Here is a 15,447-nt window from a genome sequence, read left to right as displayed (position 1 = left end):
TGACCGACAACCCATGACCAGTGATGCTTACTTATCATCCAACTGATTGATTGTAATCCGATTACTTGCATCAAGCATGGATGCTTTCGCTCGAATTTTGGCTTCCAACTGGTCAATCATATCTTTGTTATCAAAGCGTTCTTTTTGGCGAACACCGTCTTCGTAGAAACCGCTTTTGTTATGGGCACCGGTCACACCGATAGTCGACACTAATGCTTCACCTGGCCCATTGACCACACAACCGATGATAGAGACATCCATAGGTGTAATCAGATCTTCTAACCGTTGCTCTAAAGCATTCACAGTACCGATAACATCAAACTCCTGGCGCGAGCAAGTTGGGCAAGCGATAAAGTTAATCCCACGGGCACGAATGCGCAAAGATTTAAGGATATCGAAACCAACTTTAACTTCTTCAACCGGATCAGCCGCCAACGAAATACGCAACGTATCGCCAATACCTTCAGACAACAACAGACCTAAACCAATGGCAGATTTAACTGAACCACTGCGCGCACCACCCGCTTCGGTGATACCCAAATGCAAAGGTTGATCGATTTTTTTGGCTAACAAACGATAGGAGTTTACTGCCAGAAACACATCGGAGGCTTTCACACTGACTTTAAACTGATCAAAATTGAGGCGGTCAAGAATGTCGACATGACGCATCGCGGATTCAAGCAGGGCTTCCGGCGTAGGTTCACCGTATTTCTCCTGAATATCTTTCTCCAGCGATCCACCATTGATACCGATACGGATGGGAATGTTGTAGTGGCGAGCGCTAGCAACTACGTCCCGAATACGGGCCTCGTTACCAATGTTACCGGGGTTAATGCGCAAGCAATCAACACCGTATTCAGCCACTTTCAGGGCGATACGGTAGTCAAAATGAATATCGGCAACCAGCGGCACAATGACATCTTTATGCTGCTTGATTAATTTAAACGCCTCAGCCGCTTCCATAGTGGGCACTGAGACTCGCACGATATCCACACCAACACGCTGTAATGCTACGATTTGGGCAACAGTCGCAGCAACATCTGTGGTTTTAGTATTGGTCATCGATTGCACTGCAATCGGCGCACCATCACCAATTGGCACTTTACCGACGTAAATCCGGGTAGATTTACGCCGGATAATTGGGGATTCGTTATGCATTACACACTCTCCTTTACAGTCGTGTAGTTTATACAACAAAGCAGTTTTTCAAAACTACAGTGGCTGTTTAGCTGAACCACTACATAGTTTGTCAAAACCACAATATTACTCTACACCGACGGTCAGGCGGGCTACGCGATTAGCCTTAATAAACTTACTCAAATCTACCGGATTACCCTGATACGTGATTGTCAGCGCACCAGGTGCACCAATAGTCAGCTTATAGGGTGACTTACCCGATAGGTTGAGGGTCGCGCCTCCTTTTTGGATGCCGCTAAACAATGTCTTCCCACTAGCATCAACAACCTGTAACCAGCAATCAGATTTAAAATTCATTACCAGTGAACCCGCAGACGCTGCGGCACCATTTACCCCAGCGTCTGCTGTGGGTAGTGGTGATTGCACAGTAGAAGCATCAGGCACATGTGCCTGACTCGGGGAAACGACCACAGACTCCGCCGGAGCCGCCCCCTGATTGGTTGCTGTTTCGACACGGTTATTTGCCGTATCTACAGGCGCTGCGCTGTTTGTTACAGGTGCAGCACCACTTGCCGTTGGTGTAGAGGCAGGCTGGCTAGTTGCCACCGGAGCCTGGGTATCTGTCGGCGCGTTAGGATCACTATTCTCATCAGACAGCGGCACAGATTGCCCGCCATTTTGCGACAACTGGGCAGAGGATTGATCAGCCATAGTGATTATCTCTGCTTGCTGCGCCTGATGATTTTGCCACCACCATGCTCCTGTCAACCCCAGCACAACCAACACAATAAGCCAGGTGAAACTCATCAACCAGCCATCACGTTTTTTATGCTTCTTCCCCAATGAAAAACTTTGCATTGGGGCCACTTTTGTTGCCCTGATTGGCGCTTGTTTTTCCAACATGGGTAACAGTTCATCTTCAGGGAGGTGAACCAATTTGGCGTAAGAACGAATGTAACCACGGTGGAATGTTGAGGCGAGATTAGCTTGCGCTTTATCCTCCTCAAGATCACGGATTGTGGATACCTTCAGACACAGACGTTCTGCAACCGTCTGCTGAGTTAGCCCTAGAGCTTCACGGGCTTGACGCAGGCGCACACCTGTCGTCTCTGTAACTGTTTGATCTTGGGAGGCTTCAGTATTCATTAGCTAGAAAATGCTGGTACTGTTTGGATTGTGGAAAACTTCGCGCAAGCTGCTTGCCATAGCGTTGAACACTATCTTGACGGCCTGCTAGCGCGGCGAAACGAATTTGTAACCATAAACTTTCAGCACTGGCCGGAAGCGTATGTTGGTAAACATCCAGTAATAGTTGCGCCTGAGCGCGATTCCCTTCTCCAAAATGCCTTTGAGCTTCTGCAAGCAGCGGCTCACCTTTATCCGGATCATACTTCAATGCCCGACTCAACAGTATCCGAGCCTGATCATTTTGATTGGCCCGTAAAAAGCAATATCCCGCGTTTTCCAGACTATCTGCAACCTGACCGTAGTCAGGCAACAACGCTGCTGCGCTAAACTGTTGTTGGGCCGGTACATACTGCCCTAAACCACACAGAAACGCACCGTAATTATTCAGTACCGTGCCATTTCCCGGCGCCAGTTTCATCGCTTGTTGATAACGCTGCTCTGCGGCACTGTTTTCACCGATACGTTGCTCGTAAAGCGCCATACCCAATTGAGCGCGATAATCCTGTGGATCAGCCTCTACAGCCTTCTCAAGATTCTGCCGCGCGGCATTAAGATCACCCTGCGCCAAATACTCTAAACCCAGTTGTAAACGCGTTTGCCCGGCGGTGGGTTGGCTAACCTTTTCCGGCGATGAGCCGGAGCAGCCAGCCAATACGGTCGCTATCAGGCAAACTCTCCACAGTCTTGTCAGCTTCATGCTTTCTCAATTGTCCTTATGTGTGAAGATACCCGCCATACTTCAAGCACATTAGCTACAGCAACGCTCACGACTTGAATTATTTAGGGTATAACTTTTTTAGTATTGAGCATCTAACAAATTATAAGTTAAATAACAATTAGTTATATAGAAGAAATCAATACTATCAATCAGACTGTCTTAATAGAGATAGGTTCACCGGCCATTTTCTTTTTCAAGGTGCGCTTGGTGCGGTCAATCACCTCACCCGCTAACTGGCCACATGCAGCATCTATATCGTCACCACGCGTTTTACGAACAATAGTGGTAAAACCATACTCCATCAATACCTTGGAGAAACGATCCACCCGGCTGTTTGAACTACGGCCATAAGGTGCGCCAGGGAACGGGTTCCATGGGATCAAGTTAATCTTACAGGGGGTGTCTTTCAGGCATTCCGCCAGTTGATGAGCTTGTTCTACACTGTCATTGATGTGATCCAGCATAACGTATTCAACAGTAACCCGCCCGCCATTGGCTTTGGATTTATCCAAATAACGCCGTACCGCAGCCAAAAAGGCTTCGATATTGTATTTACGGTTGATGGGCACGATTTCATCGCGGATATCATCCGTTGGGGCATGCAATGAGATAGCCAATGCCACATCAATCATATCACCCAATTTGTCCAACGCTGGAACTACCCCGGAAGTCGACAGGGTCACACGGCGTTTAGATAAGCCGAAACCAAAGTCGTCCATCATGATATCCATGGCCGGCACCACGTTATTCAGGTTGAGTAAAGGTTCACCCATCCCCATCATCACCACATTGGTGATTGGGCGGATACCCGTGGCTTTTACTGCGCCGATAATTTTGGCCGCACGCCATACCTGACCGATGATTTCCGATACCCGTAGGTTACGGTTAAAACCCTGTTGTGCCGTGGAGCAGAATTTACACTCCAGTGCGCAGCCTACCTGAGATGAGACACACAGCGTTGCGCGGTCACCTTCCGGGATATAGACAGTTTCAACTTGCTGATCGCCCACTTTGATGGCCCATTTAATGGTGCCATCCGTTGATCGCTGCTCTTCGGTTACTTCCGGTGCACGGATTTCTGCTACTCGCTGCAATTTGGCGCGTAGCACTTTATTGATGTCGGTCATTTGCTCGAAATCATCAAAGCAATAGTGATATATCCACTTCATGACCTGATCTGCACGGAAAGGCTTCTCGCCCATTTCAGCAAAGAATTGGCGCATTTGCTGGCGATTTAAATCGAGCAAATTAATTTTGCCAGTGACAGGCACGGCAATAGCGGGCGCGTTGTCTGTCGTAGGGACAGCATCAATTGGTGCTGATGAAGTTAATAATTGTTCAGACATGAGTTGTCGTGGCCTCGTTGTTACACTTTACGGCGCTGCGTGTTAAACCGGATAGGCTTTCGAAACGGCGATAAATAAATAATAGAACGCCCCGGGAGAGATGTCTCCACCGGGGCGCGGCATTGTACGAATTTTAGAGCATGGATTCCATGATTGGAAAGGTGTCGGGGCAACTTTATTGTTTCAGTTGATTAAATCCCGGCCATTTCTACACAGAATCAACTCATTAGCGACGGGTAAAAATCTCATCCGCAGCGAAGAAATAGGCAATTTCACGCTGAGCTGATTCAACCGCATCAGAACCGTGTACTGCGTTAGCGGTAAAACTGTCGGCAAAGTCAGCACGCAAAGTACCCGCCAGTGCGTTATCTGGGTTAGTAGCCCCCATGATATCGCGGTTGCGCTGAACGGCATTTTCGCCTTCCAGAACTTGCACCATAATTGGGCCAGAGGTCATAAATTCAACCAAACCATCGAAGAACGGGCGGCCTTTATGTTCTGCGTAAAAACCCTCTGCTTGTTCTTTGGTCAGGCGCAGCATTTTTGCAGCAATGATTTCGAAACCAGCACTTTCAAAACGCGCATAAATAGCACCAATGTCGTTATTGGCAACAGCATTGGGTTTGATAATGGAGAAAGTACGTTCTAAAGCCATGATAACCTCTATTGAATTTCTAATATTGACCGGACGTGGAACCCGCCCCGCTAACTACCCTAAATAAGGATATAAACTTGGCTGGCGAACGGTTCCTTTACTACAAAATTATGCCGACCCCTGTACAGTGGCCGCCGATTATAAGTGCGCGATTAACGCTTGCATACGGGAATCACAACATTTCATTAAAAAATATTTATCTTAATTACTCATTTTTGCGTACAACTCACACTTTGCATAAAAACCCATTTGCCATACTCGCAGTGCTTTGCAGGCAAAACGTTATTAATATCAAAGTTCATTGATAAATTGAAAGCCCACCTTTTTTTTCACAATGGCAGAGGGTTGGCTGATCACATCCGATACCAGTGCACGTTTCCCTTTTTTGGCCAAATAGCCGGCTAATGCTCTGATAGCCGCTGTACCTGCGCCTCTGATAACACCTTCAGCCGTTGGATGTAGTACATAAGCTGGATGAGTCAGCGAGCCGGCAACACCAGCATCAAACTCATTAATATCAACGGCCAGCGTGATGCTAATAACCTCTCCTGATAGACGAACGATCACATAGATATAATCGTCACGGGGTGTTATTAGCCAACTCTGCACCACGTCACTCACCAAATTCGAGGCAGAAATAACCACATCCATCCCCTCATACAGATTGGGATTGCCTATGTTTTCAATATTCGTTGCGCTTTTTAAAGTCTGCGCGGCCTCACGGTAGCGCCGTCGCCATTCTTCGATATCCGGGAGGACATGTTGCCTGGCAGCCAACGTGTCTTCGGTTGCGCCGCTAATGATTTCAATATCAAAGTGCATTTCAGGCTGTTCTAGCCATTGATTGTGTTGCCGTATTCTGGGGATGGTTTCGACAAACTCGAAATTTTGCAGTGCCAACTCATAGCGCCCTTGAGGTAGTAGCTGTGCTACTTGTGGTGTTTCGACATTAAAATCCAGATTATTGTGATGTAAATAAACAGAATAGCTAAGTTGTGAAAAATCAAATGCTGTCTTTAACAAGGCGATATTATCAATATTCTCCGCGATATAGGTTCGGACACTTTCAATAAACCGCGCATCAGTCGCTGTATCTAATGCCGCATAACCGGTATCACCTGAGCGGATAATCCGTGCAATAACCCGACCAAAATTTTCAGCGTTCCAACTATCAAGACTGTCACCAAAGAGCAGTGTAAAATCAGTCAAAATATTCAATGTCCAATCAATGCAGGGGGGAATAAGCTGGCGGCGAAAGCGTAAATGAGGGAGCACTTCATCTTTCATTGAAACTTTACAGGCCCGTGCACTGGCCGGTACTGTCAATGATTTACCGTTCATATCAGAATTAATTTGAGTCAATATACCGACCGGCTCAGTGGACAACTCAGTCAAAAACACGTCAGCAGACAACGCTTCATTCGTCATTAATTTAGGGAGGGGCTTCGAAGAACCAGATACTTGCAATATCTTATTGTTAGCGCCATTGAAAAAATCATAAGCATTAGTGACAAACCGGTCTACCTGATTACACTGCCCTTGGATAACATAATTATAAATATTAAGCAGGGGAACTAACCAACAAGCGGTTGTTCCAACCAGACTTCGCCCTTCCCTACTTTGATTTTTTTCAGCCGTCAGCACTATTTTATTTATAATTAATGGTTCAGTTACATTTGTATTGTTAATGAAAAACTTAACACTCGTTTTATCCGCATCAAACAAATAGGTAATCAGTGGATAGTAATAGACCACCTGTTCGCCAATAGACTCCATAAATTGAACTTCGAAATAGCCACCGTTAAATGTCGATAACATCGATAATGTATCGCTTTCGTTGCTCAATTTGAATATAGAACTATGACTTCTGCTTTCATGAATAAAAAAAGCCTCACGACCTATTATCTTAAATATACCACCGCCAATTATTTCTATAGAGTAATTACCTTTATCATTCAAATCAAAACTTACCAAGGTTTGTTTTTGACCTATTCGTTCATCACCCCAATATCGACCAAAGGCGTATTGTATCGGAATAATCATCCTATTCTTTACAACACAGTATTGGTCGCAAATAAAATATTCTTGCTGAGAAACCTGAATGCTGCTAATACTATAATCCATGCCTATTTTTTGCAAATCAAAAGCTGAGTAATCATCAGTCAAAGTAAAATAATCGCCACTGTAATTATCATTTTTATAAACGGTCACTTGGGTATTTTGCGGTAGTTTTATCGAACTAATTTGATCATTAAGTGGGTTTAAAACATGTGATTGTTTTCTACGGCGATCAGTATTATTGAACAGATCAATATATTCGTTACCAGAGAGGCAAATTGATTCACCTAAAAAGTTATCTTGCTCATAAAAACAGGCAGCGCTTCGAACTCTAAAGGAGCTAATTTCATTATTTAAATCAGCCCAACTGCGAGAGGAAAATAAATCAACATCATCTCTAAATGTCAATGCTTTGCCTGAGAAATCATTATTTTCGTAAACCGTGACAATCATACCTGAGGGAACAAAAATAGATGATATTTTGTCACTCCATTCATCCTTAAGATCACTTACTTCTTGCCCCTGCCCCGCACAAACTGATTTCCCCGTATAGTTATTATTAGCAAAGAAACACACTTTTTCCTCTTGAGCAGAAACGTTTTCAGTTAATATTAGCGTGAAAAATATCATTAAGTAGTTATGGTTCATCTAATAACCCCCAGAAATAAATAGCAGTGTTAAAAACCATGATATAATTACTTTATCTGGCTAATAAAAACATTGATATCATTTTATTTATCACAGGGGTGTTATTTTAATGATAAATACCAAAACCAATTAACCATTGTTATTAATTAGTTTTATCAGTATTACTATTCCATACGGAACATTATATTACCCACCTGACCACTTTCATCCAATACATTAAGCTGATAACCGCCCGGCACAGATAAGCTTTGTACCCATGACTGATTATTCTCGGTCACCGCCACCTGCTCCCCATTGAGGAACCACCAATGTTGACCTCTCCCGCCTTGCGCTACCAGGCGCAGATCAAGGTTATTATGGCCAGGTAAGCGCTTAACAACGGCACCGTCACGTATACCTAAAATCAGCAATGGGGCGGCACTGGCCTCCCTTTGTGGTGGGCATTGCTGGCTTGCTGCGGGTAACCGTTGATTGCGGCGCTCAGCCAGTGGCAACCAAGGCTCCAGTGGCAACGGCCACAGGGCCACTAGCGCTGGCTTGGCCCCTAAGCAATCCGCAGCAACCCGTTCGCCTTGCTGATTTAACCACACATTGAGTTGGCTACCCTGCATATTTTCCTGACCGGGTGCAGCCAGTGTGGGCGGTACGGTACCATCGAGCACCCAACTTTGACGCCGTTGTCGACAGTTGCTATCGCCAACCGCCAACGGTTGCCCACCCGGCCAACAAATCTCTTCCCGACTGACTGACGATGGCCTTGGATCTGACGGTAACCTGCGAATGCTTTGCTGTAACCCTGCCATCAACAGGTTATTGACCTGATTAAGTATCGGTATCGCAGTAGCATAACCAAACTGCCCGGCAACCGGAGTGCCATCTGGACGCCCCACCCACACGCCTATTGTATAACGCGCATTGATGCCAATAGCCCAAGCATCACGATAGCCGTAGCTGGTACCGGTTTTCCATGCCAGTGGTACGCTGGCTGGCAAAATGTCATCCGGTAATGGTCTGGCTTCACCGGCCATAATGCGCCGGGTAATCCATGCCGCTCCCGGCGAGAATAGCCGCCGCTCTTGTATTTGTTGCTGCGGTTCAAAGCGTAGTGTTGCCGCCACTCCGCCACGGGCAAAAGCGCTATACGCGGCAACCAATTGATCCAACCGTGAACCGGTTCCGCCTAAAATTACCGCCAGACTGGGTTCACTGTGAGAGGGGAAACGTAAGTTCAGACCACCATTGCGCAAATTGGCGGTAAAACGTTTTGGGCCATAGGCTTCCAGTAATTGAACCGCCGGTAAATTCAGCGAACGCACCAGAGCTTCACTGGCACTGACCGGCCCATGGAATCCGGTATCAAAATTGCCGGGCCGGTAATCACCAAAGCGGCGCGGCACGTCCTGAAGCAGAGATTCAGCATGGATCAGGCCGTCATCTAGTGCCATGGCATACAGGAACGGTTTGAGTGTCGATCCCGGAGAGCGCCATGCACTGACCATATCCACATGACCAAAGCGGCTATTATCCTGAAAATCCACCGACCCAAGATAAGCGCGCACCTTCATAGTGGTATGGTCAACCACCAGCAAGCCTAATGAGGTTTTCTCTGGTAGTTGGTGACGCCAGCCGGTAGCCATATCCTCCAATTGGCGCTGTAATCCGGTATCCAGCGTGGTGTGGATCACTTCGCGCTGATTACCACTGGTTAAACGGCGAGCCAGTAAAGGAGCCAATTGTGGCATCTGACGTGGTGCCAGCCAGACGTCCTCTTGTTTGATATCAGCCACATTCTTTGCGGTCCAAACCTGATAGTCCGCCAGCCGGGTTAACACTTTGTCTCGGGCAGCCTTTGCCCGTAGGGGATAGCGATCGGGGCGTAGCCGGCTGGGAGCTTGCGGTAATGCTGCCAGCAGCGCGGCTTCTGCCGCTGTTAATTGAGAGGGCGGCTTACCTAAATAGGTCCAACTGGCAGCACCAATCCCTTGCAGGGTGCCACCAAATGGAGCGCGATTAAGGTAGATCTCGAGGATTCTTTCTTTAGAAAAATGCCATTCCAACTGAAAAGTACGCCAGACTTGACGCAATTTGCCAGCTAACGTGCGCGGATGAGGGTCGATCAAGCGGGCAACCTGCATCGATAACGTGCTGCCACCTGAAAGTATCTTACCGGCGCGCAGATCCTGCCAGGCGGCACGAGCCAGCGCCAATGGGTTCACCCCAGGATGGGAGTAAAACCAGCGGTCTTCAAAAGTGAGCAGTGCTTGCAAATAATACGGCGAAACTTGATTCAACGTCACCGGATAACGCCATACGCCGTCAGCATCAGCAAAACGCCATAACGGTGTGCCATCTTCGCCTACCACTACCCGCGCTACCTGAACCTCAGCCAGAGGCAATGGCCAAAGCCTATCCGCCAGCCAAAGAGTGGCCGGAAACAACACCATAATAAGCGCTAACGCCCAGCCCATACGCCGATAGCGGGAATAGATTTTTTTGCGCATTAACCGTATTACTCCCCCTGACAGCTATTTCGCCGCTCAGGGGAAGTAAATATTCACTTAACGATTTCAAGCTGCGCCGGAGTACTCCCCAGCGCACGCCAATCGGGTACATACATCGATTCTACTTGTGGCGCAGGTACCTGGTAGATGCCTGGCGTGACCGCCCGCGCCAGATAAAGCAGCGTGGTGTGACGGTAGCCATCGACACTGACGGCAGCGACATAACGATCATCACGGAACTCCTGATGCTTGATATCGGATTGCTGCATATCCTGTAGTAGCTCAGTCACGCTGCTGGCGCTCTCCCCCAAACTGGCGCTGCTATCGCCCAGATTCTGGTTTTCCAGTTCCAGACCAGCAGGCAGCAAATCAACCACCAGCGCATCCGGCACCCGTTTATCGGCCCAAACATCCAGATGCACCAAGACTAACTCACCACTTTTCAGTTGTGATAATTGCAACGGATTGCCATCAAGCCCAATGTAACTACGGGTGATATGTAAATTATTACTGAATGGTGCCGGGGTTTGCTGCGGATATCCCACTACTGCAACGCGGCTATACAATGGTGTATCCCCCCGATTTTGCAGTTGCATCCCCGCAGCCAGTTGTGATGCCGACCAGTTTTGGTTTAACGCGGTACTTTGGGTCAGCGTCACGCTATCCGCAATTGGCTCAGCTTGTGGCGCGATAGCAACCTGCCACGGTGTTTCAGCGCCGTTCATCAAGGTGCGCCCCGCAAGGAATATAGCATTGCTCTCCTGCGTTGACAGGTAGTTGCGGCTGGTCAAGGCATCAGACAGGGCCAGCAGACGACTATCACGTGCTTGTGGCAGTAGATTGTTGTCGGTTAACAGTGCCAGAATAAGGGCATCATCGCGTATCGGGCTACCGTAATCCTCCAGCCAGTAGTCCTTATCACTGCGTGTGGTATTTAGCCCCTGAGTGATGGCTTCTTTGGCACGCGGCATGTCGCCCATCAATTTCAATGCTACCCCCAACTGCACCAAGGGTAAGCCAGAACGCGCTTCACTGTTGCGGCTATATAACTGCCGTAATGCGCCGAGCGAAGCCTGCTGCTGCTGCGCCAATACCAGCCCTGCATAGGCTTGCACCGCAAAGCGGGTATGCTTGGTTTGCTCGCTGTAACGAATTTCAACCTGATTAGGATCCTGTAAATAACGCTGTAAGCGGGTATTCGCCGCCGTCAGTGCCGCCGTTGGTACGCTGTAACCTTGTTGGCTGGCACGATACAGGAAGTCGGTGGCATAGGCGGTGAGCCAGAACTCTTCCGGGCTGTCGTTGCTCCACAAACCAAAACCACCGTTGTAGCGCTGCATACTCAGTAGGTGTTCAATCCCGACATCAATTGTCTGCCGCCGTTTTTCATCGCTATCGGCCTTGATGCCCAGCGCGGTCAACTGTGCATGGTTACTGTACAGTGAGGGATACAATCCACTGACTGTTTGCTCCAGACAGCCATAAGGATAGGCGTATAACTCACTGATATAACGAGCCAAATTAAGAGGTGGACGGCTGGTTATTAGCAGTTGGCCTTGCAATGTTTCAGCACTCAATCCCGCCGTAGCCTGCGCAGGCAAACTCCAGCTTTCACCACTGCGCAGCACATTAGCGAAATGGCGCGTTTGGGCCGGATAGGCTGGCCGCACGCCGATCTTCCAATGATGCTGGTAATCTGGCAGTTCTTCGTTTGGCAGTACCATGCCACTGATCGTCAGACCAAGATCACCCTGCCCAAACCCGTTCAGCGCCCGAACTGGGATCAGCACCGTTTTACGCTCACCGTTCGCCAGCGTAACGGACTGAGTTTGCGCGCCATTTAGCGCCAGCAAATCACTGGCGGCCAATTTCAGCGCTAAGGTTTGCGCCTGACCGGATAAATTACTTAAGTCCAGAGCCAGTTGAGTACTGTCGCCACCGGCCAGAAAACGTGGCGCTGCCAGTTGCGCAATCAATGGTGCAGCCACCACCACTTTCGACTCTGCTTTGCCGAACTCTTCATCACTCCAGGCCTGGGCCATTAAACGTAGCTCACCGTTAAAGTCTGGAATCGCCAGCTCAACGGTGCCTTCACCCTGTGCGTTTAATGTCACCGGTTGGGCTTGCTGCGCCACTATGGTCACTTCGGTAATGGGTTTCTTGCCCCCACGGGACAGCGCATCTTCCTCATCACCATCACCACCAAAACGTAAGCTGGCTAAGCGCCCTTGCCCTTCTATCAATTGCCCATAGACATCATAGCGATCGGCGCTGTAGCGCTTACGGCCAAAAAAGGCATCGTAAGGATCTGGTGTGGCGTAATCCGTAATATTCAAGATCCCGCTGTCAACGGCTGACAGTAAAACTTGCACTTTTTCCGGTAACGGCGCGCCACTGCGGCTGGCCTTCACTTTTACCGTTAAAGTTTGATTGGGCCGGATACGCTCAGGAGCATCCAATTGCAATGCCAACTTGCGGGTTTCATCCACCAACGGCAGATGCAATAAACCAATCGCTCGTTTTGGCGTCGCCTGTTGTGATTTATCACCGGGGCGAATCACTGTGGCACTGAGATACAGGTCATGCCGATTCCACTCTTTGTTAATCGGCACGTCGACCTCTGCACCACCCGCAGGAATAGTCACTTCCTGCCACCACAGCGGGCCATCGCTGGATTCCACCAGCAGATAGCCATTACCGGCAGCCGGTGCTTCAATATGTAACTTCACTTTTTCGCCCGGACGGTAAGCGGGTTTATCCAATGTTAATTTGACCTGGTCAGGACGCACCGCTCCACTGCCAGCAGTATTATCCTGCCAACTGTAACCGGCCCAAAAGCGAGAACTGCTGATCAATTCATTATCTGGGTTACTCACCTCAATGCGGTATGCGCCCCACTCCACCGGAAAACTGACTTTAGCGCTCCCGTTGGCGGTGATATTCACACTTTGCTCTGCCAGAGTCAGATCTTTTTTATCAAACAACGACTGCCAGCCGTCACTTTCTGACCACTGCCAGTAGTAATCACGCCGCTCACGTACCAACTTCACTTTAATGCCATTGGCGGCCAGTTTTTCGCCGCTGGCATTCGCATAGATAATTTCAAAATCAGCCTGCGTATCTTGATCTACCATCGCCTGCGATTTATAGCTGTCACTGCGGTAATCATAAACCTGCTGTTTATTGAACAGCGGGCGAATCCCCACCAACGCATCAGCAGGCCACACCGCTTGCTCCGCACGGCGAGTGACTGGCCGACCACCCGACTCCAACAAGCTGGCCTGTAAAATCAATTTCAGTGGCGATTGGGCATGCTGCCAACTGTTATCCACCGCAATATCTGTCTGCCCCTCGTTATCTAAGGTGGTATCAAACTCATCTAAAGTGCGGGAGAGGTTCTCTTCGATAATCGAACCAAATTCAAAACCGGGCAGTGTGGCAACAGCTTCACGCAGTGGGCGCAGGAATAATTGGCCTTGCAGACGGTTGCCCGAGGCCGGGGCACCGTATAAGTAACGGCCAGTGACGGCAAAGCTAGCTTCACTGTCAGTGGCGATCGGTTCTTTATTGGTGGCAATATCGAGCGCCATACGTTCTGGCAGAAAATCCTCTACCTTGAATTTGTACAACCGTGGTTGGTTATCACCCAAATTCAGGCGCAGTGACCACTCGCCAGTTGGGCCACCTTCAGGTAAAGCATATTGGTATTGATACAAGCCATCCTGTGGTTGCCAGGTAAAGCTGCGCACCACTTGATTATCCGGTTTGAGGATATCGACTTTAACTGGTTGGGTTGTTAGGGGTTTACCATCAGCATCGCGCAGTAACCCATTAACAATTACGGTTTCACCTGGCCGATACAGATCACGGGGGCCAAAGACAAAGAACTGCTTCTGGAAACCCTCTGGACCGGCAATATCAAACTCGGCCAGATCTAAAGCGGGTGCATTAAGGTCGATCAGACTGGTCTGCCCATTTTGCGCGGCGAGTAGCAATTTGGCGTTAGCGTTTTTTTCCAACTGCGCATGGCCCTTGCCGTCGGTTTCGGCCTGAGCCAACACCTGGCCTTTATCATCTAACAGTTGCAGTGACACGCCTTTCAACGCCGCTCCACCGGCCAATGCCTGGGTGAACACATCCATCTGGTTATGGTAGCTATGCAGCGAAACACCGATATCACTCAGGGTAAATAAGGTGGCAGCATTGGTATAGCTATAGTGACCGGCTTGCTGCATAACGGCCAGATAGACGCCGGATTCTTGTAACGGCTTGATATCGGCTAAGGGCAGCAACAGCTTTTCACGGGTATTAACCGCAGGGTTGAGATCAAAACGGCCGGTATAGACTAAATCAGCCATTTTCAGTAGTTCGTCCGATTCCCAGTTAGAGAGCGCACTGCGGTTTTGCCAGTTAGCGAGGAAGTTAGCCAGACTGCTTTGCTTAATGCGGAAGAAGTTAACATCGACGTTATCAACATTGAGCGCCATCACCGGCAATCCCTGCGCCAGTTTGCCCGGCAGCAAAGAGCCTTTGCTGGCAAAACCGACACTCGGTTTAATATCACGGGTGGTGATTTGCTGCTGTTGCTGTGCACCCAGTTGCGCGCCACCGACGCCTTTCAGCGTGCTGTCGACAGTTAACAGCAATTTACGCTCCGGTTTGAGGTGGCGTAAACGCAGCTCCATTAGATTATCGGATAGCTCCCAGGCACCGTCGATGTTGCCACTGACAGTATCAACCAAATGCACCTGCGCGGCGAAGTCCTGCTTGGGATCCAGTGGCTGCGAGAAGGTCAGTACCATGGCACTGGCCCCGTCAAGTTGCAGCTCAGAGGCATCCAGCAAGGTGAGCGGCTGGCCAGCATGGCGTTTTGCCAACTCTGCCAGTACCACTGTATCTGTGGGTTTACTCGCCGGTGTTTTTGCCGCCGAGGTACTGGCTTGAGCCGCAGGCGGTGTGACCACACCCTTATTATTGCTGTCATCACAAGCGGCTAATAACAACGCCGCAGCGATCAATATAGCCGCCCGACTCCCTTTAATTCCTGACATTAACCGACGCAAACCATTGTGATTCATATCTTGCTCCCTGGCTGATAGCAAGATTATAGCATCGGTATGAAAGGGAATATAGGGAGGGAGGAATCAAGTCATTCTCTTCATAAAAAAATGCGCATTGGCTCGCATTTATATCGCC

The 15,447-nt window shown here is 48.8% G+C and carries 8 protein-coding genes; all 8 read right to left on the bottom strand.

What is annotated here, in order from left to right:
- Nucleotides 1-27 precede the first annotated feature (27 nt).
- Complete coding sequence (ispG, locus tag A6J67_RS09310; protein ID WP_050296779.1) at nt 28-1,158, bottom strand: flavodoxin-dependent (E)-4-hydroxy-3-methylbut-2-enyl-diphosphate synthase; 1,131 nt, start codon at nt 1,156-1,158, stop codon at nt 28-30.
- A gap of 105 nt (nt 1,159-1,263) precedes the next feature.
- A complete protein-coding gene (rodZ, locus tag A6J67_RS09305) occupies nt 1,264-2,283 on the bottom strand; it encodes a cytoskeleton protein RodZ (RefSeq protein WP_032907819.1) in 1,020 nt (339 codons plus the stop codon).
- Complete coding sequence (pilW, locus tag A6J67_RS09300; RefSeq protein ID WP_032907821.1) at nt 2,273-3,022, bottom strand: type IV pilus biogenesis/stability protein PilW; 750 nt, start codon at nt 3,020-3,022, stop codon at nt 2,273-2,275. Before pilW ends, rodZ begins: the two co-directional genes overlap by 11 nt.
- 170 nt (nt 3,023-3,192) lie before the next feature.
- A complete protein-coding gene (locus tag A6J67_RS09295) occupies nt 3,193-4,389 on the bottom strand; it encodes a bifunctional tRNA (adenosine(37)-C2)-methyltransferase TrmG/ribosomal RNA large subunit methyltransferase RlmN (RefSeq protein WP_050073504.1) in 1,197 nt (398 codons plus the stop codon).
- A gap of 226 nt (nt 4,390-4,615) precedes the next feature.
- Nucleotides 4,616-5,044 (bottom strand): nucleoside-diphosphate kinase, encoded by a 429-nt coding sequence (gene ndk, locus A6J67_RS09285; RefSeq protein ID WP_005191925.1) that lies wholly within the window; start codon nt 5,042-5,044, stop codon nt 4,616-4,618.
- A 291-nt stretch (nt 5,045-5,335) separates the two neighbouring features.
- Nucleotides 5,336-7,750 (bottom strand): peptidase inhibitor family I36 protein, encoded by a 2,415-nt coding sequence (locus tag A6J67_RS09280; RefSeq protein ID WP_042568415.1) that lies wholly within the window; start codon nt 7,748-7,750, stop codon nt 5,336-5,338.
- A gap of 164 nt (nt 7,751-7,914) precedes the next feature.
- A complete protein-coding gene (gene pbpC, locus A6J67_RS09275) occupies nt 7,915-10,251 on the bottom strand; it encodes a peptidoglycan glycosyltransferase PbpC (RefSeq protein WP_050296781.1) in 2,337 nt (778 codons plus the stop codon).
- 53 nt (nt 10,252-10,304) lie between these two features.
- A complete protein-coding gene (locus A6J67_RS09270; protein WP_050296782.1) occupies nt 10,305-15,329 on the bottom strand; it encodes an alpha-2-macroglobulin family protein in 5,025 nt (1,674 codons plus the stop codon).
- Between the last annotated feature and the right edge of the window lie 118 nt (nt 15,330-15,447).

The organism is Yersinia sp. FDAARGOS_228 (assembly GCF_002073315.2).
Taxonomy (GTDB): Bacteria; Pseudomonadota; Gammaproteobacteria; order Enterobacterales; family Enterobacteriaceae; genus Yersinia; species Yersinia intermedia.
Note: the sequence above shows the minus strand (reverse complement) of the source record. Positions and strands in the feature narration are given on the sequence as shown.

Coding starts and splice junctions, on each gene's coding strand:
- pbpC (WP_050296781.1), bottom strand. CDS start 10,251: ATGCGCAAAAAAATCTATTCCCGCTATCGGCGTATGGGCTGGGCGTTA.
- A6J67_RS09280 (WP_042568415.1), bottom strand. CDS start 7,750: ATGAACCATAACTACTTAATGATATTTTTCACGCTAATATTAACTGAA.
- ispG (WP_050296779.1), bottom strand. CDS start 1,158: ATGCATAACGAATCCCCAATTATCCGGCGTAAATCTACCCGGATTTAC.
- ndk (WP_005191925.1), bottom strand. CDS start 5,044: ATGGCTTTAGAACGTACTTTCTCCATTATCAAACCCAATGCTGTTGCC.
- rodZ (WP_032907819.1), bottom strand. CDS start 2,283: ATGAATACTGAAGCCTCCCAAGATCAAACAGTTACAGAGACGACAGGT.
- A6J67_RS09270 (WP_050296782.1), bottom strand. CDS start 15,329: ATGAATCACAATGGTTTGCGTCGGTTAATGTCAGGAATTAAAGGGAGT.
- pilW (WP_032907821.1), bottom strand. CDS start 3,022: ATGAAGCTGACAAGACTGTGGAGAGTTTGCCTGATAGCGACCGTATTG.
- A6J67_RS09295 (WP_050073504.1), bottom strand. CDS start 4,389: ATGTCTGAACAATTATTAACTTCATCAGCACCAATTGATGCTGTCCCT.